Origin of the sequence: Micromonospora sp. CA-240977 (genome assembly GCF_050942285.1) — a bacterium.
Lineage (GTDB): Bacteria > Actinomycetota > Actinomycetes > Mycobacteriales > Micromonosporaceae > Micromonospora.
On the sequence record NZ_CP192055.1, the window covers coordinates 976,103 to 998,907 of the forward strand.

23 protein-coding genes are annotated in these 22,805 nt (G+C 71.7%); 13 read left to right on the top strand and 10 right to left on the bottom strand.

The features are described from left to right. Positions 1-48 precede the first annotated feature (48 nt). The 3 genes from ACQPWW_RS04710 to ACQPWW_RS04720 form a co-directional block, all read right to left on the bottom strand. Positions 49-768 carry a MaoC/PaaZ C-terminal domain-containing protein gene (locus ACQPWW_RS04710; RefSeq protein WP_433129477.1) on the bottom strand — a complete coding sequence of 240 codons (720 nt, stop codon included), beginning with the start codon at positions 766-768 and terminating at the stop codon, positions 49-51. Continuing rightward, the gene (locus ACQPWW_RS04715) at positions 765-1,463 is read right to left on the bottom strand and encodes a GtrA family protein (RefSeq protein WP_433129480.1); all 699 of its coding nucleotides are present in this window, start codon (positions 1,461-1,463) and stop codon (positions 765-767) included. The genes ACQPWW_RS04710 and ACQPWW_RS04715 overlap by 4 nt, the downstream gene beginning before the upstream one ends. 63 nt (positions 1,464-1,526) lie before the next feature. After that, the gene (locus tag ACQPWW_RS04720; protein ID WP_433134146.1) at positions 1,527-2,063 is read right to left on the bottom strand and encodes a GtrA family protein; all 537 of its coding nucleotides are present in this window, start codon (positions 2,061-2,063) and stop codon (positions 1,527-1,529) included. 439 nt (positions 2,064-2,502) lie between these two features. Here ACQPWW_RS04720 and ACQPWW_RS04725 point away from each other — a divergent pair, with 439 nt between their 5' ends. The 4 genes from ACQPWW_RS04725 (at position 2,503) to ACQPWW_RS04740 (ending at position 8,104) form a co-directional block, all read left to right on the top strand. Beyond that, positions 2,503-4,347 (top strand): phosphoenolpyruvate carboxykinase (GTP), encoded by a 1,845-nt coding sequence (locus tag ACQPWW_RS04725; RefSeq protein ID WP_433129482.1) that lies wholly within the window; start codon positions 2,503-2,505, stop codon positions 4,345-4,347. A gap of 37 nt (positions 4,348-4,384) precedes the next feature. Further along, a complete protein-coding gene (locus tag ACQPWW_RS04730) occupies positions 4,385-5,242 on the top strand; it encodes a hypothetical protein (protein WP_433129484.1) in 858 nt (285 codons plus the stop codon). Between the two features lie 899 nt (positions 5,243-6,141). Beyond that, a complete protein-coding gene (locus ACQPWW_RS04735; RefSeq protein WP_433129486.1) occupies positions 6,142-7,302 on the top strand; it encodes an NAD(P)/FAD-dependent oxidoreductase in 1,161 nt (386 codons plus the stop codon). A gap of 31 nt (positions 7,303-7,333) precedes the next feature. Continuing rightward, the gene (locus tag ACQPWW_RS04740) at positions 7,334-8,104 is read left to right on the top strand and encodes an isoprenyl transferase (RefSeq protein WP_433129488.1); all 771 of its coding nucleotides are present in this window, start codon (positions 7,334-7,336) and stop codon (positions 8,102-8,104) included. A gap of 42 nt (positions 8,105-8,146) precedes the next feature. Here ACQPWW_RS04740 and otsB read toward each other — a convergent pair whose 3' ends face one another. The 3 genes from otsB to ACQPWW_RS04755 all read right to left on the bottom strand — a co-directional run bounded on the left by otsB (position 8,147) and on the right by ACQPWW_RS04755 (position 9,998). Continuing rightward, positions 8,147-8,971: a trehalose-phosphatase gene (gene otsB / locus ACQPWW_RS04745; protein WP_433129490.1), complete on the bottom strand. Its 825-nt coding sequence runs from the start codon at positions 8,969-8,971 to the stop codon at positions 8,147-8,149. Between the two features lie 67 nt (positions 8,972-9,038). Next, positions 9,039-9,392, bottom strand: a complete 354-nt coding sequence (locus tag ACQPWW_RS04750; RefSeq protein ID WP_433129492.1) for a hypothetical protein — start codon at positions 9,390-9,392, stop codon at positions 9,039-9,041. Positions 9,393-9,554: 162 nt separating this feature from the next. Further along, a complete protein-coding gene (locus ACQPWW_RS04755) occupies positions 9,555-9,998 on the bottom strand; it encodes an XRE family transcriptional regulator (protein ID WP_357241648.1) in 444 nt (147 codons plus the stop codon). Positions 9,999-10,262: 264 nt separating this feature from the next. Here ACQPWW_RS04755 and ACQPWW_RS04760 point away from each other — a divergent pair, with 264 nt between their 5' ends. From ACQPWW_RS04760 to ACQPWW_RS04790, 7 genes are all read left to right on the top strand, one after another. Beyond that, a complete protein-coding gene (locus ACQPWW_RS04760; RefSeq protein WP_354995764.1) occupies positions 10,263-10,607 on the top strand; it encodes a hypothetical protein in 345 nt (114 codons plus the stop codon). A gap of 31 nt (positions 10,608-10,638) precedes the next feature. Continuing rightward, entirely contained in the window at positions 10,639-10,974 is a 336-nt protein-coding gene (locus ACQPWW_RS04765; RefSeq protein ID WP_357076516.1) for a hypothetical protein, read from the top strand. 414 nt (positions 10,975-11,388) lie between these two features. Then, on the top strand, positions 11,389-12,804 hold the full coding sequence (locus ACQPWW_RS04770; protein ID WP_433129496.1) for a PhoH family protein: 1,416 nt from the start codon (positions 11,389-11,391) through the stop codon (positions 12,802-12,804). Positions 12,805-13,081: 277 nt separating this feature from the next. Next, positions 13,082-13,759: a lytic transglycosylase domain-containing protein gene (locus ACQPWW_RS04775; RefSeq protein WP_433129498.1), complete on the top strand. Its 678-nt coding sequence runs from the start codon at positions 13,082-13,084 to the stop codon at positions 13,757-13,759. A 115-nt stretch (positions 13,760-13,874) separates the two neighbouring features. Beyond that, positions 13,875-14,528, top strand: coding sequence for a rhomboid family intramembrane serine protease (locus ACQPWW_RS04780; RefSeq protein WP_433129500.1), 654 nt, complete (start codon positions 13,875-13,877; stop codon positions 14,526-14,528). Between the two features lie 105 nt (positions 14,529-14,633). Then, on the top strand, positions 14,634-15,602 hold the full coding sequence (locus ACQPWW_RS04785) for an NAD(P)/FAD-dependent oxidoreductase (protein ID WP_433129502.1): 969 nt from the start codon (positions 14,634-14,636) through the stop codon (positions 15,600-15,602). Positions 15,603-15,667: 65 nt separating this feature from the next. Continuing rightward, complete coding sequence (locus tag ACQPWW_RS04790; RefSeq protein ID WP_433129504.1) at positions 15,668-17,368, top strand: hypothetical protein; 1,701 nt, start codon at positions 15,668-15,670, stop codon at positions 17,366-17,368. A gap of 15 nt (positions 17,369-17,383) precedes the next feature. On the opposite strand, the gene ACQPWW_RS04795 is transcribed toward ACQPWW_RS04790, so the two are convergent. After that, a complete protein-coding gene (locus tag ACQPWW_RS04795; RefSeq protein ID WP_433134148.1) occupies positions 17,384-18,376 on the bottom strand; it encodes a DMT family transporter in 993 nt (330 codons plus the stop codon). Between the two features lie 8 nt (positions 18,377-18,384). Further along, positions 18,385-19,416, bottom strand: a complete 1,032-nt coding sequence (gene glpX / locus ACQPWW_RS04800) for a class II fructose-bisphosphatase (protein WP_357802137.1) — start codon at positions 19,414-19,416, stop codon at positions 18,385-18,387. Positions 19,417-19,575: 159 nt separating this feature from the next. Between glpX and ACQPWW_RS04805 the strand changes: the two genes are divergently transcribed. Both ACQPWW_RS04805 and ACQPWW_RS04810 read left to right on the top strand, forming a co-directional pair. Continuing rightward, positions 19,576-20,223, top strand: a complete 648-nt coding sequence (locus tag ACQPWW_RS04805) for a DUF4245 domain-containing protein (RefSeq protein WP_433129506.1) — start codon at positions 19,576-19,578, stop codon at positions 20,221-20,223. Positions 20,224-20,385: 162 nt separating this feature from the next. Continuing rightward, a complete protein-coding gene (locus tag ACQPWW_RS04810) occupies positions 20,386-21,234 on the top strand; it encodes a hypothetical protein (RefSeq protein WP_433129508.1) in 849 nt (282 codons plus the stop codon). Between the two features lie 43 nt (positions 21,235-21,277). On the opposite strand, the gene ACQPWW_RS04815 is transcribed toward ACQPWW_RS04810, so the two are convergent. Together ACQPWW_RS04815 and xseA are read right to left on the bottom strand one after the other, a co-directional pair. Then, positions 21,278-21,499: an exodeoxyribonuclease VII small subunit gene (locus tag ACQPWW_RS04815; RefSeq protein ID WP_234584122.1), complete on the bottom strand. Its 222-nt coding sequence runs from the start codon at positions 21,497-21,499 to the stop codon at positions 21,278-21,280. Between the two features lie 44 nt (positions 21,500-21,543). Then, entirely contained in the window at positions 21,544-22,758 is a 1,215-nt protein-coding gene (gene xseA / locus ACQPWW_RS04820) for an exodeoxyribonuclease VII large subunit (protein WP_433129510.1), read from the bottom strand. Positions 22,759-22,805 lie beyond the last annotated feature (47 nt).

Genomic DNA, 22,805 nt, shown 5'->3' on the forward strand with positions numbered 1-22,805 from the left:
GGTCGACAGCGGTCGAGGCCCGCCCCGGCCGCGGTGTGTCGGGGCGGGTCAGCCGGGTGGTTCGGCCCGCGGTGGGGCGTTTTTGGGCCGTTCGGGGCCGACCTCGGACGGGCCCGCCTCGGCCGGCCCACTCGCCGACGGGCCGCCGTCGGACGGTCCGCTCCCGGCCGGCTCGCCCTCGGTGGGTTCGGTCCCGGTCGGGTCCATCCCGGTCGGGGCGGCCTCGATCAGGTCGGTCCCGGTCGGATCGGCCTCGGTGGGATCGGCCTCGGCCGGGCGGACGGCGAACCAGCCACGGAAGCGGGTCCGCAGCACCTCCTGCTCGGGCCGGGCGTCCGGACCGAGACGCAGCATGGTGCCGGTGAGGCTGACGGTGCCGAGCCCCGGGCGGGCGGTCGACGGTCGGGCGCCCATCACGTCGACCCGAACGGCGAGCCGGTCGCCGGCGCGCACGGGGGCGAGCCAGCGCAGCTCCTCCAGGCCGGGGGACGCGTCCGCGGCCGCCCGGGACAGCAGGTGGTCGACGTACGCGCGCATGAACAGACTGACCGTGTAGAAGCCGCTGGCGATCAGCCCACCGTGCCGGCTGGCCCCGGCCAGGTCGGCATCGACGTGGTACCACTGCGGGTCGAAGCGGCGGGCGAAGGCGACCATCTCGTCGCCATCCACGGTCACCACACCGAGGTCGACGGTGAGCCCTGGGACAAGATCCTCGAAGAACAGCTCGGCGGGTTGCCCGGTGCCGGAGCGGGCGTCGGGTGTCGTCACCGGCGGGGCGCGCGGCGAGTGCTGACGTGCAACTCCGCGGCGAGTTCCGCGTCCAGGTCGGCGGCGGGGCTGACGCTCAACCGGGGGCGGCCCTGGGCGGGCGCGCCGGGCGGTGCTTCGGCGCTTCGCGCGGACTCCGACTCTTCCAGCTCCGAGACGGATTCGGCCAGCTCGGCGACCGGGTCCATCCCCGCCATGGTGTCCCACTCGTCGCGCGGGATGTCGTGCCAGCTGGGCTCGGGCTTCGTCTCGTCGTCGACGGTGACGGGCTGGAAGACGAAGGTCCGGTACGACCAGAACCGGAACAGCGTGGCCAGCAGGACACCGGCGGTCTTGGCCACGTTCAGCGCCAGCAGGCCGTGGACCCCGAGGCCGTACTTGGCCGCCGCCACGGCGCCCAGCTCGATGAGCAGGCCAGCCCCGTTGAACAGGAAGAACAGGACGTACTCCCGGCGCAGCGCCGACTTCGGGCGATCCCGGTACGTCCAGTGCCGATTCATGAGGTACGACGTGATCGTGGCGACGACTGTCGCAATCACCGTCGCCTTCAGCTGACCATTGACGAAAACGGTCAGTGCAAGGGCATTGAACACCGCGTAATTGATGACGGTGTTGATGCCACCGACGATGCCGAACTTGAGCGCCTCGTGGATGAACTTCTGCCAGCGCTCAGGCAGCAGACGGACAAGACGCATGCGAAACACCTTAGGGCAGTCGGTGTGGCCGGCGATCACCGGCCAAACGGGGTGAGCGGCAGGTCACGCCCTGCGATCGGGGTCGGGTCTTACCTGCGGAAGGGTCGGGGTTCCCGCTTCGACGAAGACGAACCGCCGGTACGACCAGAATCGGAACAGCGTGCCGAGGCCGGTGCCGACGATGTAGCTGGCGACGTTGTCGGCCAGGCGCGTCTCGAAGACGGTCGGCCAGACGCTGCCGAGCCCGTACCGGCTGATCGCGAGGCAGGCCACCGCGATGCCGAGGCCGACGACGTTGAAGAAGAAGAACAGCGCGTACTCGCGGGCCGGATTGCTGCGCTGGCGGTGCCGCCAGGTCCAGAATCGGTTGCCCACGAAGGCGACGGTGGCCGCGATGATGGTGGAGATCGTTTTCGCCGTCAACTCCTCGACGTCGCGTGTGCTCGTCAGATAGTTGAAGAGCGCGAAGTCGACGAGGAAGGCGACGCCACCCACTGTGGCGAACTTGCTCATCTCGCGGACAAGGTGACCGAAGCGGTCCAGCAGCTTGCCAACCAGACCCTGTCGGGTCTGCCGGGGACCCGGTTGCTCCCCGGTCATCGTGGCGGCCACGGAGCGAGCCTACCGGCTCGGGGCCAGTCAGCGGGGTAGCTACGGCAAGCGGGCGTGGTCGCCCGACGCAGCTGATCACCGTGTGCGAAATCGTTGTACGCAGCGTAACCAATTGGGAGGACTGACGTGCCTCGGAACGGGAATCCACGCACCGGTCGGCGGGGCAGGTCCACGGCCCGACCGCGACAAGCGTCCGCCGGGGTGCACAACAAGATTTGCGTGAAACTGCGCAGGAAAGCGGGTATCAGATCGTGATGCCGCAGCGTGGCCGTAGCTTGTGCAGTTCTTCACAACCAGTCCCACTGACTCGGAAGGCTGCCCGGTTTACGCTGAGGCCAATCCCAGGTTTCCACGAAGGCGACGCATCGCGCCGCTGAGTCTCGTGCATCCCATAGATCGGTCAGCGTCGACCACAAGGAGATGTGTCATGGTTGCTCCGGCTGTTGTGCGGGGTATTGATCAAGCCCCGACGTCCCATCCGAAACTGCTCGCCTGGGTCCGTGAGGTCGCGGAACTGACCACCCCCGACCGGGTCGTCTGGGTGGACGGGTCCGACGAGGAGTGGCGCCGGCTCACCGACGAGCTGGTCGAGGCCGGCACACTGATCCGGCTGAACCCGGAGAAGAAGCCCAACTCGTTCTACGCGCGTACCGACCCGACGGACGTCGCCCGGGTCGAGGAACGCACCTTCATCTGCTCCGTCGACGAGGCGGACGCCGGCCCCACCAACAACTGGATGGCGCCGGCGGAGATGAAGCGGACGATGACCGAGCTGTACCGCGGCTCGATGCGGGGCCGGACCATGTACGTCATCCCGTTCGTCATGGGCCCGGTCGAGGCCGAGTCCCCGATGTTCGGCGTCGAGATCACGGACAGCCCGTACGTGGTCGCCTCGATGCGCATCATGACGCGGATGGGCACCCGTGTTCTCGAGGCGATGGGCGACGACGCGGACTTCGTGCACGCGTTGCACTCGATCGGCGCTCCGCTCGCCCCCGGCCAGCAGGACGTCTCCTGGCCGTGCAACGACACCAAGTACATCTCGCACTTCCCGGAGAGCCGGGAGATCTGGTCGTACGGCTCCGGTTACGGCGGCAACTCGCTGCTCGGCAAGAAGTGCTACTCCCTGCGGATCGCCAGCGTGATGGGTCGCGACGAGGGCTGGCTCGCCGAGCACATGCTGATCCTCAAGATCACCTCTCCGGAGGGGAAGGTCCACCACATCGCCGGCGCGTTCCCCTCGGCCTGCGGCAAGACCAACCTGGCCATGGTGGAGCCGACCATCCCCGGTTGGAAGGTCGAGACCATCGGCGACGACATCGCCTGGATGCGGTTCGGCCCGGACGGCCGCCTCTACGCGGTCAACCCGGAGTACGGCCTGTTCGGTGTCGCGCCCGGCACCGACTGGAAGACCAATGCCAACGCCATGCGCACGCTGGACCGGGGCAACTCCATCTTCACCAACGTGGGCCTCACCGACGACGGTGACATCTGGTGGGAGGGCATGGGTGAGCCGCCGGCGCACCTGATCGACTGGAAGGGCAACGACTGGACGCCGGAGAGCGAGGGTCTCTCCTCGCACGCGAACAGCCGGTTCTGCACCCCGATCACCCAGTGCCCGATCCTCGCCGACGAGTACTTCGACCCCAACGGCGTGCCGATCGACGCGATCCTCTTCGGTGGTCGCCGCAAGGACACCATTCCGCTGGTGACCGAGGCCCGCGACTGGGTGCACGGCGTCTACATGGGTGCGACGCTGTCGTCGGAGACGACGGCTGCCGCGTCCGGCGCGGTCGGCGTGGTCCGGCGGGACCCGATGGCGATGCTGCCGTTCATCGGCTACCACGCGGGCGACTACTTCCGGCACTGGATCGAGATGGGCAAGGGCACCGACGGCGACGAGGCGAAGCTGCCGAAGATCTACTACGTCAACTGGTTCCGCAAGGACCCGGACGGCTCGTTCCTCTGGCCGGGCTTCGGGGAGAACTCCCGGGTGCTCAAGTGGGTCGTCGAGCGGATCGAGGGCACCGCCGACGCGGTCGAGACCCCGGTGGGCATGGTCCCCGCGCCGGACGCCCTGGACGTCGAGGGCCTGGACATGACCCCGGAGGACGTCCGGATCGCGCTCAAGGTCGACCCGGACGAGTGGCGCAACGAGCTGCCGATGATCACCGAGTGGTTCGAGAAGTTCGGTGACAAGCTGCCGGGCGTGCTCTGGGCCGAGTTGGACGCGCTGCGCGCCCGCCTGGACGCCGCGCAGCCGCAGCGGTAGGTGTGAACGAGAGCCTTCGCGGGCAACATCGGATTCCATGAGGACGGCCGCCGAGACCGAGGTCCGGCGGCCGTCCGCCGTCCGGGTGCTCACCATCCTGCTCGCGACGACGGCGGGGGCCACCGTCGCGGTCGAGCTGCTCAACTGGTGGTACGCCCCGGAGCAGGGCTTCGGTCTGGCGGTGCGCACCGGCTGGGCGATGCTGCGCTCGTTCGGCTTCCTGCTGCTGATCGGGCACGTACGCCGGGGTCGGACGGCGGCGCGCCCGTTCGGGCTGATCCTCGCGGTCACCACGGTCTTCGCGGTCGGCCGGTTGATCGTGCCCCGGCAGGGGGTGCCGCCGCTGCCCGGCCTTCTCGGCTTCGCCGTGCTGACCGCGCTCTGCGTGGCGGTGGTCTGGCTGCTGTACCGCTCGTCGGCGCTGGCCGGGCATCTCGTCCGGCACCGGCCCCGGCTGGTCATCGACCGGGCTGGTTTCTCCTGGCGGGAAACCCCGCCGCGCCGGCCGGAGGCGAACGCCTGGCTGTTGACCAGTCGAGTGGCGGCGTTCACCTACAGCCCACTGATGCTGGTGCCGGCCCTGGTGGCCGGTGGCTCCATCCTGGACGGTCGGCTGACCGCGTTACCGGCCGTGCTGTTCTGGTTCGGTGCCGGCATCGCGGCCAGCTACGCGGTGCTGTTCTGCACCGCGTTCCTGATGCGCGGCAAGGACTGGGCGCGGGGTCTGCTGCTCGGCGTCACCCTGGTCGTGCTCGCCGTGGACCTGCCGCTGTGCTGGTGGCTGCTGGGAGTGGACGGCCTGGTCCGGGACGGCGCCCCGCTACTCGCCGCCGCGGCGCTGACGCTCTACGGCCTACGCCGCGCGTCCCGCGCCCCCGACGCCGTTTCGACCTGACCGCGGCACAAACCCCCAGCCCCACCGGTCGGCCGTCTCGGTCGACCGTCTCGCGGCCTGGGGCCACCACCAGGTAGCCGCACGCTGTAGAGCTGCCCCAGATATGGGCCGCGGCGTACGTCGCGGCCCGCGCCCGTGCGTCCCTGGCCGCCCTACGTCCGCGCCGCCCCACGTCCGTGCGTCCCGCGCCGCGCCGGCGCCCGTGCGTCCCAGGTCCGCGCCACCCCATCCCACGTTCGTGCGTCCCACGCCTGCGCCGCGCCAGCGCCCGTGCGTCCCAGATCCGCGCCACCCCACCCCACGCCCGCGCCACCCCACGCCCGCGCCACCCCACGTTCGTGCGTCCCACGCCCGTGCGTCCCACGCCCGTGCGTCCCACGCCCGTGCGTCCCACGTCCGCGCGCCGCGCCGCGCCGCGCCCCGCGCTGCCCCGCGCCGCGCGCCGTCCCGCGCTGCCCCGCGCCGCGCCGCGCCGCGCCACGATCGTGCTCGAACCGGGAAGTAGTGGCCTCATCGATATGCCGACACCACTACTTCCTGGTTCGAGCGCGATCATGCGGACGCGCTCCAGAGGACCGGCCGGAGTGGCCGCCCCGGGTGGTCGCTCCGGGGTGGTGGGCGCGTCCGGGTGGTGGGCGCGTCCCGGCGTGGTGTCGGTCGCTTCCGGGGAGGGTCGGCGCCCCGGATATGGGGCAGGTCTACAGGCGCGCGGACAGGCGTGCCGGTCCGTGGCTAGCCGGTGCTCTTTGCCGAAGACCGAAAGCGGTGCCGTGCGGGAGCGGCCTGCGCGGGCGGACAACGGGCAGGATGGCGGGTGGCGTCGGTCACAGCGGTCGGCGTGGACGGCGGCCGCAGGTGGGTCGTCGGGGCGGTGCGGGAACGGCAGGGCCGCGCCGCGTTTGTCGGAGGGAGGCGCGGTGAGCGACGAGTTCGACGTGGTGGTGGTGGGAGCGGGTCCGGCCGGGGCGGCCGCCGCGTTGACGGCCCGCCGGGCGGGCGCCAGCGTGCTGCTGCTGGACCGGGCCGACTTTCCCCGGGACAAGGCGTGTGGCGACGGGATCGCCGCGCACTCGGTGGACGTGCTGTCCGAGCTGGGGGTGACCGAGGCGGTGGCGGGCTACGCGCCGCTGCCCGCGTTGCGCATGATCGCGCCGGGCGGCGGGGCCGTGGCCCGGGCGCTGCCCCGACCCGCGTACACCGTGCCCCGAGAGGTCTTCGACGCGCGGCTGGTGGCGGCCGCGGTGGCGGCCGGCGCGCAGTTGCGCCGGCACACCGTGCGCCGGGTCGAGCCGCGCGCCGACCGGGTGGTGCTCGACGGGGAGTTGTCCGGCCGGGTGGTGGTGGGCGCCGACGGCGCCGGTTCGGTGGTGCGTCGGGCGCTCGGCCACCCGCAGAATCCCGACCGGCATCTGGCGCTGGCCATCCGGGGGTACGCGCCGGCGCTGCCCGGCCCGTCCGAGCAGCTCATCGTCACCTCGAAGGCCCGCTGGCCGGCGTACGCCTGGTCGTTCCCGATCGGCGACGGACGGGCGAACGTCGGGTACGGGGAGGTGCTGCGCGGTGAGCCGCTGAGCCGCGCGTACCTGCTGGACCGGCTGGCCGCGCTGCTGCCCGGCACCGACCTGGGAACGGTGACCGCGTTGCGGGCCCATCACCTGCCGCTGTCCACCCACCGGCCGACACCGGGACGTGGCCGCACGTTGCTGGCCGGGGACGCCCTGTCACTGATCAATCCGTTCACCGGGGAGGGCATCTTCTACGCGTTGCTCTCCGGTGCGCTCGCCGGTGCGGCGGCGGCCCAGGCCCCCGATGCGGCAGCCGGCCGGTACGCGCACGGGTTGCGCCGCCGCCTCGGCACCCACCTGCGGCACAGCTCGGTCGCGGCCTGGTTGGCGCGGCGTCGTCGAGTGGTGGACGCAGCGGTCCGGGCTGCCCGGCGCGACGACCGGGTGTTCTACGACGTGGTGGAGCTCGGACTGGGTGACGGACGTCTCACCGCCCGTACGCTGGCGATGATCGGCATCGGTCTGCCGGGCGGGGATGGGGCTCCGAGGCGGTGATCTGGTCGAAGGGTCGCTACGCTGCTAGGTGATGACGCTGCGGGACCTTATCTACTCCGTGTACGAGCGCCGGCTCACGGCGAAGCTCGCGGGTAAGCCGGTGCCCCGGCACGTCGGGGTGATGTGCGACGGCAACCGCCGCTGGGCGAGGGAGATGGGCTTCGTCGACCCGAACGACGGGCACCGGGTCGGCGCGGCCAAGATCAAGCATGTCCTCGGCTGGTGTGACCAGGCCGGCATCGGGCATGTGACCCTCTACCTGCTGGCCACCGACAACCTGCGCCGACCGGCCAGTGAGCTGGACCCTCTCCTCCAGATCATTGAGGATCTGGTGGTGGAGCTGGCCGAGGAGGGCAACCCCTGGCGGTTGCGCATCGTCGGGGCTCTCGACCTGCTGCCGGCGCAGACCGCTGCGGCGCTCAAGGGCGCCGAGGAACGCACCCGCGAGCGCAGCGGCGGCGCGGAGGTCAACATCGCGGTGGGCTACGGCGGTCGCCGGGAGATCACCGACGCGGTCCGCTCGCTGCTGTTGGAGCACGCCGCCTCCGGCGGCACGATCGAGGAGTTGGCCGAGGTGCTGGACGTCGAGCACATCGCCGAGCACCTCTACACCCGTGGCCAGCCCGATCCCGACCTGGTCATCCGCACCAGCGGGGAGCAGCGGCTGTCCGGCTTCATGCTCTGGCAGTCCGCGCACTCGGAGTTCTACTTCTGCGAGCTCAACTGGCCGGATTTCCGGCACATCGACTTCCTGCGCGCACTGCGCTCGTACGCGACCAGGCAACGCCGCTACGGCGCCTGAGCCGGCGGCGGGCGACGAGTCTGTCGCCCGCGCGGCCGGTCGTCAGGGCAGGTGGGTCAGCGCCTGGGTGAGGAAGTCGCCCAGGGCGGCCGGGGACTCGATCGTCAGGTCGGCGGCGTTGGCCACCTCGTGGCCGGTCTCCGGGTTGGCCACGGCCACGCAGACGCCGAGGAAGTCCGGGTCGGCGGCGGCGCGGGCGCGCAGCGCGGCGAAGGCCTTGATGTCCGAGACGTCGTCACCGAAGTACCAGGCGCCGGTGGCGCCCTTGATCGCCTCGCCGATCACCATGCCCTTGTCCCTGTCGACAGGCGGTTTGAGCTCCAGCACCATCCGCCCGGCCTGGACGCGCAGCCCCAGCCGGTCGGCCTGCGCCTGCCCCCACTGCTGCACAGTCGAGCCGAGCTGTGGGGCGGTACGCCAGTGCAGTGCGACGGAGAGCCGCTTGTATTCCACGAGCGTGCCGGGCGGCAGCTCCGCTCGGGCGAGGTCGGCCAGCTCCGCCATGGTCGGCACCCAGGGCAGCGCGGCCGGCTCGGTGACGGTCTCCCCGCCGGAGTGGCTGTGCTCCAGCCCGTAGAGGCCGTAGAGGTCCACGCCGGTGAGCCCGCCGAGCTGATCCCGAAGGAACTCGACGGGCCGGGCGGAGACGATCGCGACCCGCTGCACGACCGGGGCCAGCGCCTCGATCGCGGCCAACGCCTTGGGCGCCGGGCGTACCGCGGTCGGATCGTCGTCGACGGGCGCTAGCGTGCCGTCGAAGTCGAAGAAGAGCACGGTCCCGGCCGCCCGGCTGGCGGTGGTCCGCCAGGCCTGGTCGGCGTTCAACGGGGTTCTCGGCTGGTGATTGCCCAGATTCAACGGCGGCACGCGCGTCAGCGTACCCCGGCGATGGAGGCTCATTCCTGGCCGAGTGGACCCGTCGCGGGGTAGGCGATCAGCGTTCGGCGGCTCCTCGTCCACGCCGACCGAACGGCACCACCGCGGCGTCCTGGCCGTGGCTCAACAGGTAGCCCTCCACGAACCCGGTGTTGCGATCGCCGGTGTGGTTCTCGATCTCGTTGAGCCGTGCCACCAGGAACTCGGTGAGCGCGCTGATCCGGTCGTTCATTCGCTCGTGCAGCTCGGCGACGACGGCCAGGATGACCGCGGTGCCGGCGGTGATGAGCACAAAGAGGTTGACGAGCAGCGGAAGCTGCCCGCCGTTGACCGCGAGGGTCACCGCGTTGCCGGTCGCCCACAGTGTTATCGACACCGTCGCGACCACGACTGCCAACCACTTCAGGGTCATGGACAGACCCCTCCTTTTGTCCCGCAGGGCTGGGTTCGGCCTTGTCCCGTCCCCCCGCCGATGACGAGCCCAAGCAGTACGAATAGGGACGCTAGCGTGCCCGTTCCGGCCCCGGAGGCAAACGAATAAACCCGACCGGGCGTTCTTTCGCCATCTGAGGAACTACCCTGCTTGATTGCCTCTATTTCGGACATCGACCGGCAACGTTGGGCGGTATGCGAGATATCTGATGGTTTCGCGGATGTGGAACTTCTCCGCGTCCGAGACGTTCGGATCGACCAGACGGCGCAGCAGAGCCTCCACGTCCGGGTCCATCGGAGGGGCGGGCTGGCCGCCGCGGGGGCCGGCCGCGGTGCGGTCCCAGCCGAGCGCGGCGAAGGCGGCCGCGGGATTCAGCCCCAGGCCCTCGCAGAAGGCGACCACCCGTTCGGCCTCCGGGTCGCTGGCCCAGTCGCCGCGGACCCACCGGTTGATGGTCTGCCGGGAGACGCCGGTGCGCCGGGACACCTCGGTGCCACTCCAGGCCCGGGTCGCCCGTGCCTCGTCCAGGGCGCGGCGAACGAAGGTGGCGAAGGCGATCTTCCGCGCATTGGCCGTCTCGGTCACCCCGTGACGGTACGGCCAGCCGGCGGCGAGCGCGTGCCCCGGCTCGCCACTGTCACGCATACGTGACGGGATCTTCGGATTTCCGGTAAACGATTCAGCGCCACTGTTGAGGGGTGTCACGCGGGCAGAATAGATGCCCGTAGTGGCGAGCGTAAGCGGACGAAAAGCTGATACTGTCACGCCCATGGGACAATCTACGGTGTGTCACGTGCATGAGACGATTGGTGCTCACATGCGTCACGCCCCCGGTTCCGAGGGGGTGTGGTGACCGAGCTCGCCACCCGCGCCCAGGCCTTCGGGCTGATCGCCGAGGGGGTGGCCGCGGGGCTGACCGCCCCCTGGCGCCTCTACCTCGCCCGAGGCTGCCGCTACCTGTCGCTGAGCGTCGGCGACCGCGCCGAGTGGAACGCCTGGCGTACCCATCTCGGCTGCCCGGAGCTGAGCGTCCGGGTCTACGACGCCGGCGGGGAGATCCGCCGCTCCTCGGTGGCCGAGATCGTGCTGGACGGCTGCCGGATCAGCGTCGAGCTGGTCGAGGAGGTCAGCACCGACGACCTGGACCGGCTGCTCGTCGCGGATCCCACGACGATCGAGCCGGAGGAGCGATGACCGGGCGTCCGGGCCGGGGCGGGGTCGCCCGATGAGCCCGTTCCTCGCGGTGTTCCTCGTCCTGGTGCTCGGCGCGACCAGCTACGCGGCCGGCCGGTTGCACGGGCAGCTCAGCTACCGCATCGGTTACCGCTTCGGCTACCGGCAGGGCTACTTCGACGGCGACCGGGGCGCCTGGAACCGGCGTCGCCGCGACGCCCAGGCCGCGATCGCCTCCGCCCTGTCGGTCTCCCCGGCGGGCGTCGTCCGCTCGGCCAGCACCGTCGCCCGCCCCGGCACCACGTACACCGGCTCGTCGTTCAGCGCGCCGGCCGCCCCGATCACCGGGCGGCACCCGACCGGCACGCTCGTTCGACGTACCGGTTGAGGTCGGTCGGCGGGCGTGGGTCCGCCGACCGGCACCACCGACGCGGTGCGTCGTCCGCGGCGGACACGCACCGTCGGGGTCACGTCAGACCGGTGACGGTGACCCCAACCGGCCGGGGTGCGCGCAGGGGGCATGCATCCCGGCCGGTTCCGCCGCGCCCGCCGCCGGCATCCGCGCTGGTGCGGGCCCCGGCGAACGGGTGTGCGGACACCCGACTTGGGAGATCCACGTCCGACCTCTAGCCGGAAGGGTCCGGCGGGGCTAGCGTCTAGGCATGGCACGGGGTTCTCCCGAGCCAGCCGGTCCGCCCGGATCTGCGACCTCGCGCATGGGGTTCCGCATCCGACCCCGTGTCCCCGGGCACCGGAGGAGGCGGAACACGGGTGGCGGGTGCCCATCCGTCGGAGCAGGCCTGTGACGACTCGCCGTACCACCGCCGGTGCCGACCAGACCCCGGCCGCGACTGCCACGACCCGCCGCGCCACCAGGAGCCGCCGTACGGCGGCCGCCGCGCCGGCCGACCCGAAGGAGCCGCGACCAGCCGGCCAGGCCTTTGTCCTGGACACTTCCGTGCTGCTCTCCGATCCGGCGGCATTCCACCGGTTCGCGGAGCACGAGGTGGTGCTGCCTCTGGTGGTCATCACCGAGCTGGAAGGCAAGCGGCACCATCCGGAGCTGGGCTGGTTCGCCAGGCAGTCGTTGCGGATGTTGGACGACCTGCGGGTCCGGCATGGCCGACTCGACCGTCCGGTGCCCGCCAACGACGCCGGCGGCACCCTGCGGGTGGAGCTCAACCACACCGACGACGGCGTGCTGCCACCTGGTTTCCGGACCGAGAGCAACGACGCCCGGATCCTCTCCGTCGCGCTCAACCTCGCCGCCGAGGGGCGGGAGGTGACCCTGGTCAGCAAGGACATGCCGCTGCGGGTCAAGGCGGCCTCGGTGGGCCTGCGCGCCGACGAGTACCGCCACGGCCAGGCCAGCGACCCGACCTGGACGGGCATGTCCGAGCTGGAGCTGAGCGACGAGCAGATCGGTCGGCTGTACGGCGGCGAGACGCTCGACGTCGATGAGGCGGCCGGTCTGCCCTGCCACACCGGCCTGGTGCTGCACTCGGGGCGGGGCTCCGCGCTCGGTCGGGTGCTGCCGGACAAGTCGGTTCGGCTGGTGCGGGGCGACCGCGAGGCGTTCGGTCTGCACGGCCGCTCCGCCGAGCAGCGCATCGCCCTCGACCTGCTGCTCGACGAGTCGATCGGGATCGTCTCGCTGGGCGGCCGGGCCGGCACCGGCAAGTCGGCGTTGGCGCTCTGCGCCGGGCTGGAGGCGGTGATGGAGCGCCGCCGGCACAAGAAGGTGATCGTGTTCCGTCCGCTGTACGCCGTCGGCGGCCAGGAGTTGGGCTACCTGCCCGGGTCGGAGTCGGAGAAGATGTCGCCGTGGGCCCAGGCGGTCTTCGACACGCTCGGCGCGGTGGTGCACGAGAACGTGTTGGAGGAGGTCACGTCGCGGGGCATCCTGGAGGTGCTGCCGCTGACCCACATCCGGGGGCGCAGCCTGCACGACGCCTACGTGATCGTGGACGAGGCCCAGTCGCTGGAGCGCGGGGTGCTGTTGACAGTGCTGTCCCGGATCGGGCAGGGCTCCCGGGTGGTGCTCACGCACGACGTGGCCCAGCGGGACAACCTGCGGGTCGGCCGGCACGACGGGGTGACAGCTGTCATCGAGGCGCTCAAGGGCCATCCGCTCTTCGCCCACGTCACACTCAGCCGGTCGGAACGGTCGCCGATCGCCGCGATGGTCACCGATCTCCTGGAGGACATCCCGATCTGACGGGTGCTTTTGCGGGCTTTTGTCCGCATATTTAGTGTGGCCCAAATCACAAAGAGTGCGGTTGGTTTCCCATCAGCCTCACTGTGCGCAATCGTGTCCCACGAGCGTCCACGCACCACGAGGATCGTTGGTGATCGTTCGTCCCGAGACGGACGACATCGGCGGCGGTCGGTGCGTCGGCGCGACCGGCAGACGGTCGGGGCGCTCGTGGCACGGTTGACGGTGCACCTGTGGCCGCGCCGCGCCGCGTCCATGCCCCCGACGAAGGGACCACTTCGTGAGTCGGCTGTGGAGCCGGTTGGGCGCCCGTACGGCTGCTGTCGCGCTGCTCTCCGTGGGCGTTGCCGGTGGCTTCTACCTGGGCGAGAACCGGGAAACCCAGCAACAGGGGCTGACCGAGCAGGTCAGCCGGGAGGTCGACCAGGCCGACCTCGCGTACCAGCGCGAGCGGCAGGCCGCCCACCAGGTGCAGTTCTCCAAGCAGCGGGCCGCCGAATACCAGGCCAAGCTGCGGGCGGCGCAGGCCGCGAAGGAAGCCGCCGAACGAGCCCGCCGGGCCGAGGCCGCAGCGGCGTCCCGCAAGCGCGAGCGCGCCGCCGCCAACGCGCCCGCCAAGCCGTACGACGGGCCGATCCCGGCGTCCTGCGAGGAGTTCAGCGGCAACCGCAAGACCGGTTGCGCCCTGATGATCGGCAAGGGCTTCGGCATCGCCGAGTTCCCCTGCCTGGAGAAGCTCTGGACCAAGGAGAGCGGCTGGAACCACAAGGCCGCCAACTCGTCATCCGGCGCGTACGGGATCCCGCAGGCCCTGCCCGGCAGCAAGATGGGCAGTGTCGCCTCCGACTGGCGGACGAACCCGGCGACCCAGATCATTTGGGGGTTGGGCTACATCAAGGGCAAGTACAACTCGCCCTGTGGCGCCTGGGGTTACTTCCAGAGCCACGGCCACTACTGACGACGTCGACGGCGGGTCGGGTGGGCGACCATCCGCCCCGCCGTCGCCCGTACGCCGGTCGGCTCGGACGGGACGCGAGTGGCGGCCGGCCGCTTTTGCTGATAGCAGTTGTCACGTGAGCCTGCACCCGTCAAGCGGCGACCCCTACCGGTTCGGCACCGAGGCGTTCTACGCCGCGCTCGGCCGGGCGTTCGTCGCCATGTGCGCGGTGGTCCCGTTCCTCTTCCTCATCGAGGCCGTCGACCAGGGGCTCGCGTTCGGCCTGGACGCCAACGCCGGCATCATCCCGCAGCGCATCGAAGGGTTGGACGGGGTCTTCTTCTCCCCGTTCCTGCACCACGGCTTCGACCACCTCTACAGCAACAGCATCCCGCTGATCCTGCTGGGCACGTTCGTCCTGGCGGCCGGCGCCCGCCGCTTCCTCTGGTCGACCCTGGTCATCATCCTGGTCAGCGGGCTCGGCGTCTGGTTCACCGGCTCGCCCAACTCGGTGGTGGTCGGCGCCAGCGGCGTCATCTTCGGCTACCTGGGCATCCTGCTCACCCGGGGCATCGTCGAGCGCAGCTGGTGGAACTTCGCCGTCTTCCTGTTGGTCGGCCTGCTCTACGGCTGGCAACTGGTCGGCATCCTCCCCACCGACGAGCGGATCTCCTGGCAGGGCCACCTGTTCGGCCTGCTCGGCGGGGTGGTGGCGGCGATCCTGTTCCGTCGCCGACGCCCGACGGTGGACGGGCCGGACCACTTCGGGTCCACGCTCAGCCTGCCCTGACCAATTCCCCGGCGCGCCCCTGAGACGTGCTTGCCGGACCGCCCCCACCCGCCTACGGTCGAGATCAGCAAGCGTTGATCCGTAAGCGGAAAGCGACGGTACGCCATGCGTGAGGTCGATGTCGCCGTGATCGGGGCCGGTCCGGCCGGTCTCTTCGCCGCGTACTACGCCGGGTTCCGGGGTCTGTCGGTGGCGGTGATCGACGCGCTGCCCGAGCCCGGCGGTCAGGTCACCGCCATGTACCCGGAAAAGTTGATCCTCGACGTGGCCGGCTTCCCCGCTGTCAAGGGCCGGGACCTGGTGGCCAACCTCGTGGCACAGGCCGCTCCGTTCGCACCCCAGTACCTGCTCAACACCCGTGCCGAGAAACTCTCGTACGCCGACGACCGCCCGGTGCTCGGCCTGGCCGGGGGCGAGCAGCTCGCCTGCGGGGCGGTCGTGGTCACCGGTGGGCTCGGCAGCTTCAGTCCGCGGCCGCTGCCCTGCGCCGACGGGGCTCCCGGCACCGGGATCGTCTACTTCGTCACCGAGCCGGCCGAGCTGGCCGACCGCGACGTGCTGATCGTCGGTGGTGGCGACTCCGCCTTCGACTGGGCGTTGGCGCTGCAACCAATTGCCCGTTCGGTGACCCTGGTGCACCGCCGGGAAAAGTTCCGGGCCCACGCCTCGACTGTCGCCCGCGTGCTGTCCCTGCCGGTGCGGGTGCTTGTCAACGCCGAGGTCAGCCGGCTGATCGGGGAGGGCGCGGTGACCGCCGCCGAGGTGACGGTGCGCGGTGGCGCCACCGAGATGCTGCCGGTGGACACCGTGGTCGCCGCGCTGGGCTTCACCGCCGACCTGGGCCCGCTCGCCGAGTGGGGGCTGCGTCTGGACCGCCGGCACATCCTGGTGGACAGCGCGATGGCCACCAACCTGCCCCGGGTCTTCGCCGCGGGCGACATCACCGAATATCCGGGCAAGGTGCGGCTGATCGCCACCGGCTTCGGCGAGGCGGCGACGGCGGTCAACAACGCGGCAGTGGCCATCGACCCGAGCGCACACCTCTTCCCGGGGCACTCCTCCGACGCCGGCTGATCGTCGGTATCGGACTCGAACCGACCCGTGTCCGGATCGAGACACCTCGGTCGGACCCTGAGAGGATGACGGGCCCCGAGGCACGGCACGACGGCGCACCGACGACCCTCTCCTGGCTCTGCCACCCGACCACCCTGCTCGCCCTGGTCCTGCTGCTTGTCAACGACCACGTGCTGAAGCCGGCCTTTCCCGGCCCGCTGACCGGCAAGCTGAGTGACGTCGCCGGTCTGGTGCTCGCCCCGCCGCTGGTCGCGGTGCTGCTGACCCTCCTGATCCCGCGGCTGCCGGCCCGGGCTGCCGCGCTGGCCGGTCTGGCCGCCGTGGGCGCCGGGTTCGCGCTCGTCAAAATCAGTGGGTACGCCGCCGAGCTGGCCTCGTCGGCCTGGACCGTGCTGGCTGGGCCGTCGCTGGTCCGGGCCGACTGGACCGATCTGCTGACCCTGCCGGCGCTCGGCCTGGCCCTGTGGAGTTGGCGCCGGTCGCGCCGCCGCCCGGTGCGCCAACGGACCGCCCGGTTGGTCCGACTGCTTGTGGTGCTGCCGCCGGCGGTGCTGGCGGTGACGGCGACAAGCGTCGTGCACTACCCGTACGCCGTGGGCACCGCGCTGCTCGACGGCCAGCCGGCGGTCTCGATCGGCTCGGGCTACGACAGCCGGACCTGGCCGGCCGAGCCAGCCGACGGCCACTGGTCGGTCAGTACGGATGGGGGGAGCACCTGGCGACCCGCCGAGGCGGCCGAGGAAGAGCTGTTGTCCCGTCCGGGCCGTCCGGAGGCGGGGCAGCGGCAGGCGTGCGTGCCGGCCCAGCCGCAGCGGTGCTACCGGGTGGTCCCCGGTCACCTGCGGGTGGAGCAGAGTGACGACGCCGGTGCGACGTGGCGGATGGCCTGGGAGGTGTCGGACGCGCGCCGCGAGGCGTTCGCCCGCCGGTTCGACAGTCCGGGCGACGTTCGCCGGCACTTCGCTTCCCGGGATCTGGTCGTCTGTCCCGTGGCCGACGGCGGCCACGAGGTGCTCGTCGCCAACGGCCGGGACGGCTTTCTGCGCCGAGGCTCGGACGGCGTGTGGCGGCGGGCCGGTTTCCCCAGCCAGCGGGACATACCGGACGCCCGCTGGGACGATCCGGATGTGCTGGATCGGGGCGACCCCGGCGATCCCGGCGACCCCGCCGACCCCGGCGACCGCCAGACCGACGTGTTGCTCGCCTTCGCGCTCGCGCTCTACCTCGGTGTCGCTGTCGCTGTGCTCGCTGCCCACCTGGCGATCCGCCGCGGCGGAGGTCCACGCGGGTGGGGAGTCGCCGGCGGCGGGGTGATGCTGGCCGCGGGGATCGTGCTGGCCTTGGCCTGGGAGCGCAGCGACGACTTCTCGACGTTCAACGCAGTGCTGTTCCTCGTCCTGCCGGCGTGCGCCGCGACGGCGGTGACAGTGATCGTCCGAGCCTCCTACCAGGGGGCACTGCCCCGGTGGATCGGACGGGCGCTGGCCGGGCTCCTGCTCACCGCCCTCCTGGCCGCGCTGCCGCTCGTCGGTTGGCTGTACGGCGCCCCGCCGCAGACCCGGTTCGCGGTGCCGCTCGCCCTGTTGGGCACGCTGCCGGGCGTGGCGTTGGCCATCCGGATCGCCGGGCTTGTCGACCCGGCCCGCGCGTTCAGGAACCGGTACCCGCCGCGCCCGCCCTATCCGCCCTATCCGCCCGGTCCCTACCCGCCGGGCCCTCGGGCGGTGCCCGACCCGCCGTACCCGTCGCAACGCCCGCCACAGTGAGCGCGGGGGGGTCGGTCAGCGCGTGGGTTGCTCGGCGCGCGGACCGGTCCGCGCGCGGGCCGGGGGCGCCAACGCGGCGATCAGCACCGCCACCATGGTCAGCGCGGCGCCGAGCAGGGTGTTCAGGCCCGGGTGGGAGGCCGCCGTGGGCAGCACCAGGTCCAACAGGACCGCCCCCACGATCTGGCCGGCGATGGTGGCCAGGCCGAGCAGCAGCACCCCGGTGAACCGCACGATCGCGGCGGCGATCGCGATGAACACGATGCCGATCGGGCCGCCCAGGTAGAGCCACGGCTCGGTCGGCAGGTGACCGGTCGGCCAACCGCGTACCGCGATGTCGATGGCGAACGCGACGAGCAGGGTGACGGTGCCGACGGCGAAGTTGACGAGTGTGGCGGTCAACGCGCTGTCGGCCGCCGCCCGGACCCGCCCGTTGACCGCCTGCTGCCAGGCGGTGCCCACCCCGGCGACCAGCGGCAGCAGTGCCAGCGCCAGCGTGCCCGGAGTACCGAGCCGGTCGCCGACCGCCAGGCCGACAGCGAGCACGGTGAGCACCGCGCCGGCGAGTCGTTGCCGGGTCACCGGCTGTCGGCCGGTCGGACCGATGCCGGCCCGGTCCACGGCGAGGCTGCTGCCGGACTGGCCGGCGACCACTGCCACGGTGAAGACGGCGACGCCCAACGTGCCGATGGTGAGGCCCTGGGAGGCCACCAGGAACGCCCCGCACATGCCACCGAGGCACTGCCACGGTCGCAGCGTGCCCGTCGCCAGCGCGCGCCGCACCCCGACCAGGCCCCGCCGCCCGGTCGCGGTGGCGGGCACCAGCACCAGGAGCACCAGAAGGCCGATGCCGAACGAGACGACCGCGGCGGCGAAGCCGTCGGCCAGGCGTACCCCCAGCTCGCCGTTGATGCGGGACTGCAGCGCCACCGCGACCCCGGAGACGGACGCCAGCGCGACGCCGGTGATCCGGCGGGCGGCCGACAGGGCCTGCGGGGTTTCCGGGATGGGGACTGTCACTCCTGCTCGGCCAGCGGACGACCGTCGAAGTCGACAGCGGAGTAGAGCGCCAGCTTCTCCAGCCGGTGGTACGAGTCGATGACCCGGATGGTGCCGCTCTTCGACCGCATCACGATCGACTGGGTGTACGCGCCGCCGGCCCGGTACCGCACGCCGCGCAGCAGGTCTCCGGAGGTGACGCCGGTCGCCACGAAGAAGCAGTTGTCCCCGGTGACCAGATCATCGGTGCCCAGCACCCGGTCCAGGTCGTGCCCGGCGGCGAGCGCCTTCTCCCGTTCCTGCTCGTCGCGCGGCCAGAGCTTGGCCTGCATCGCGCCGCCCATGCACTTCAGGGCGCACGCGGAGATGATGCCCTCCGGGGTGCCCCCGATGCCCATCAGCACGTCGACCTCCGACTCGCCCCGCGCGGCCGCGATGGAGCCGGCGATGTCGCCGTCGGAGATGAACCGGATACCCGCCCCGGTCCGGCGGATCTGTGCGACAAGGTCGTCGTGGCGGCTCCGGTCCAGCACACAGACCGTCACCTCGGAGACGTCGGTGCCCTTGACCTTGGCGATCCGGCGCAGGTTCTCGGCCACCCCGGCGTTGATGTCCACCACGTCGGCGTACGCCGGCCCGACGGCGAGCTTCTCCATGTAGAAGACGGCGCTCGGGTCGAACATCGCACCCCGCTCGGAGACGGCGAGCACCGCGACGGCGTTCGGCATGCCCTTGCTCATCAGGGTGGTGCCGTCGACCGGGTCGACGGCGACGTCCACCTCCGGGCCGGTGCCGTCGCCGACGTGTTCGCCGTTGAAGAGCATCGGGGCGTTGTCCTTCTCGCCCTCGCCGATCACCACAACGCCACGCATCTGGATCGAGTTGATCAGCTTGCGCATGGCGTCGACAGCCGCGCCGTCGCCGCCCTCCTTGTCGCCCCGGCCCACCCACCGACCGGCCGCCATCGCGGCGGCCTCGGTGACCCGGACCAGGTCGAGGGCGAGGTTTCGGTCGAGATCCTGTGGGATCCGCGTCCTGGTGTTGGTCATGACGGCTGCTCCTCCTCGCGACGGTGCGGGGACGACCGGCGGCGGGGCGGTCCCCACTGCCGGCTCTGTCGCTGATCCTCACACGATCGCCGACCGGGCGTTGGCGCGGGGCGGTGATGGCCTGGATACCGCCGGTCGGGCGGCTGCGAAGATAAGGGGGTGGAACCCGCACAGCCAGCCGACCGCGTACCCGCCGACCGCACGCCCCCCGACGGTCAGCCGCCGGTCGACGTCCCCGTCGCAGACGGTGGTGAGCCCGCCGGCGATGACCCGACGCCACCGCCGAGGGTGCAGCCCGCCAAATCCGAGCGGTCGCCGAAGGACATGGCGATCTCGTTGCTGGTGCTGCTCATCCCGATCGCGCTGCTGCTGGCGTTCTACCGGGGCTTTCTCGGTGGTGACCAGGCCACGACTGTCGATCCGGCCCCGGCCATCGAGCAGGCCCGGGCGGCGAACGTGTTTCCGGTGAGCCAGCCGGAGGGGCTCGGCTCCGGCTGGTCGACGGTCAGCGCCCGCTACCAGACCGTCGAGGACGGCGCGAACCTGCGTATCGGCTATCTCACACCCGAGGGGCGGGGCGTCCAACTCATCCAGAGCAGTGTGCCGGCCGAGCGGCTGCTTCCCGCCGAGCTGACCGACCAGGGCCAGCCGCAGGGCCCGACCGAGCTGGCCGGGCGGACCTGGCAGCTCTACGCGGCCCGGGGCAACCAGCAGGCGCTGGTCCTGCTGGAACCGACCCGCACGGTGATCGTCGTCGGCGACGCCCGGGACAACGAACTACGCGAGTTGGCCGGTTCGCTGCACTGAACGGACAGAAGGGCGATTGTCCGACCCTTCGACAGGGAACAGAGAGGGAGTGATCCGGGCGCGCTGCTCGGCTCGGATCGCGCGACGCGGCCGACGGTGCTGCCGCGTCGCCCGGTTTCCGACGCCGTACCGGTCGTCGGGTGACCCTCTTGGGAGACACGTATGACTGTCCGACGACTCGGCGCCGGCCTGGTAGCCGCCGCCCTGATCACGCCCGCGCTGGCCGCCTGTGCCAACGGTGGCACCGGCACCGCCGGATCGACAGCGACCCCGACGGTGAGCGCGTCCGGCACGGCGAGCGCGTCCGGCGCCCCGGTGGCGGGCGACGCCAAGCAGGCCCTGCTCGACTCCACCAAGGAGATCAGCGGCGGCAACTTCCGCTTCACCCTGGCGGGGGCCGGCTCGACGGCCGAGGGCCAGGTGCACCAACCGAGCCAGAGCGCGGCGATGAAGTTCGCCATCGGCGGCCCCTCGTCCGACCTCGCGATGAAGCTCGACGTGATCCACTTCAAGCCGGACAGCTGGGTGAAACTGGAGCTGACCGGCCCCACCGCCGACAGCCTGCCCGCCATCAAGCAGCTCAACCTCGGCAAGTACCAGCACCTGGACCAGGCCCGGATCAAGGGCAACCGCAACCTCGGCTTCGACTTCGACAAGGTCGACCCGGCCGGCAGCGCGGTGCTGACCCAGGGCATCACCGAGGTCCGCAGCACCGGCACCGGCGCCTACGCGGGCACCATCGACGTGACAAAGGCGGCCGAGGCGGGCTCGCTGAACGCCGCCACGATCGCCGCGCTGGGCACCCAGGCGAAGACGGTCCCCTTCACCGCGAAGGTCGACCCGCAGGGCCGGCTCAGTGAGCTGGTGCTGCAGTTGCCGGCCGCCGGGCAGACCGCCGCCCAGGAGATCAAGATGACGTACTCCGACTACGGCGCCGCCACCGCCGCGCAGAAGCCGCCGGCGGATCAGGTCGTCGAAGCGCCGGCCGAGCTGTACAGCCTGTTCAACTGACGTATCCGCGTGGGGCGGCTCCGGCCGCCCCACCGGCCGTCGGTCAGGAAGCGGGGTCCTGCCGGGCGGCGTCGATCCGCGCCCGCGCCCCGTCCAGCCAGCGTTGACAGATCACCGCCAGCGCCTCGCCGCGCTCCCACAGCGCCAGCGACTCCTCCAGCGACGTGCCGCCGGCCTCCAGCCGCTCGACCACCGAGGCCAGCTCGGCGCGGGCCTGCTCGTAACTGAGCCGTTCGTCCGGCCCGGCCTTCGTGTCGTCAGTCATCGCACCCATCTCAGCACACCACTCGCCAGGTCACCGCGTCGCACTCAGCCGTCGACAGTGGCGGCCAGCTCACCGTCGGCCAGCCGTACCCGCAACGGGTCGCCCTTGCCGACCTCCGCCGCCGCACGCACCACGTGGCCGTCCGCGCGCTGCACGATCGCGTACCCCCGGTCCAGGGTGGCGGCGGGGGACAGCGCGCGCAGCCGGGCGAGGGTGTGGCGCAGGTCGTCGTCGGCGGCGACGAGCCGGTGTTCCAGGCAGCGGCCGGCCCGCTGGCGCAACGCGGTCAGCTCGGTCGCCCGGTGCTCCACCATCACCTGCGGTCGGGCCAGCACCGGCCGGGACCGCAACCCGTCGAGCCGGTGCGTCTCCCGATCGACCAGGTTGCGCACCGCCCGTTCGAGGCGGTGCCGGGCCTGACCGATGAGGCGTACCTCCTCGGTGAGGTCGGGGACGACCCGCTTGGCCGCGTCGGTAGGGGTGGAGGCGCGGAGGTCGGCGACGTAGTCGATCAGCGGCGCGTCCGTCTCGTGACCGATCGCGCTGACCACCGGGGTGCGGCAGCCGAACACGGCGCGGCAGAGCGCCTCGTCGGAGAAGGGCAGCAGGTCCTCGATGCCGCCGCCACCCCGGGCAATGATGATCACGTCGATGCTCGGGTCGGCGTCCAGCACCTTGAGCGCGTCGACGATCTGCGGCACCGCGGACGGGCCCTGCACCGCCACGTTCACAGTGCGGAACTCCACCGCCGGCCAGCGTCGCCGGGCATTTGTCAGCACGTCCCGCTCCGCCGCCGACGCGCGCCCGGTGATGAGCCCGATCCGGCCGGGCAGGAACGGCAGTCGGCGCTTGCGGGCGCGGTCGAAGAGCCCTTCGGCGGCGAGCAGTTTCTTGAGCTTCTCCAGTCGGGCCAGCAGCTCGCCGAGCCCCACCTGGCGGATCTCGTCGGCCCGCAGGCTCAACGTGCCCCGGGCGGCGTAGAACTCCGGCTTGGCGTGCAGCACCACCCGGGCGCCCTCGCGCAACTCCGGCGCCCCGGCGTCCAGCACGTCCCGGTTGGTGGTGACGGTCAGGCTCAGGTCGGCCGACGGGTCACGCAGGGTGAGGAAGACAGTGCTGGCCCCGGGGCGGCGGCTGATCTGCGCCACCTGCCCGTCCACCCACACCCAGCCGAGCTTGGCGATCCATGCCCCCACCTTCTGGCTGACCACCCGCACCGGCCAGGGCTCCTCCGCGCTGCTCCGCGCCCCCTCGGTCACCCGCCCACCCTACGGACCGTCCCGGTGCGCACGGCGTTTGCGTCCGC

Excerpts from the sequence above, each read along its gene's own strand:
- glpX (WP_357802137.1), bottom strand. The coding sequence starts at position 19,416 with ATGACCAACACCAGGACGCGGATCCCACAGGATCTCGACCGAAACCTC.
- ACQPWW_RS04790 (WP_433129504.1), top strand. The coding sequence starts at position 15,668 with ATGACGGGCCCCGAGGCACGGCACGACGGCGCACCGACGACCCTCTCC.
- ACQPWW_RS04765 (WP_357076516.1), top strand. The coding sequence starts at position 10,639 with ATGAGCCCGTTCCTCGCGGTGTTCCTCGTCCTGGTGCTCGGCGCGACC.
- ACQPWW_RS04750 (WP_433129492.1), bottom strand. The coding sequence starts at position 9,392 with ATGACCCTGAAGTGGTTGGCAGTCGTGGTCGCGACGGTGTCGATAACA.
- ACQPWW_RS04725 (WP_433129482.1), top strand. The coding sequence starts at position 2,503 with ATGGTTGCTCCGGCTGTTGTGCGGGGTATTGATCAAGCCCCGACGTCC.
- ACQPWW_RS04730 (WP_433129484.1), top strand. The coding sequence starts at position 4,385 with ATGAGGACGGCCGCCGAGACCGAGGTCCGGCGGCCGTCCGCCGTCCGG.
- ACQPWW_RS04715 (WP_433129480.1), bottom strand. The coding sequence starts at position 1,463 with ATGCGTCTTGTCCGTCTGCTGCCTGAGCGCTGGCAGAAGTTCATCCAC.
- ACQPWW_RS04740 (WP_433129488.1), top strand. The coding sequence starts at position 7,334 with ATGACGCTGCGGGACCTTATCTACTCCGTGTACGAGCGCCGGCTCACG.
- ACQPWW_RS04785 (WP_433129502.1), top strand. The coding sequence starts at position 14,634 with ATGCGTGAGGTCGATGTCGCCGTGATCGGGGCCGGTCCGGCCGGTCTC.
- ACQPWW_RS04810 (WP_433129508.1), top strand. The coding sequence starts at position 20,386 with ATGACTGTCCGACGACTCGGCGCCGGCCTGGTAGCCGCCGCCCTGATC.
- ACQPWW_RS04815 (WP_234584122.1), bottom strand. The coding sequence starts at position 21,499 with ATGACTGACGACACGAAGGCCGGGCCGGACGAACGGCTCAGTTACGAG.
- ACQPWW_RS04720 (WP_433134146.1), bottom strand. The coding sequence starts at position 2,063 with ATGACCGGGGAGCAACCGGGTCCCCGGCAGACCCGACAGGGTCTGGTT.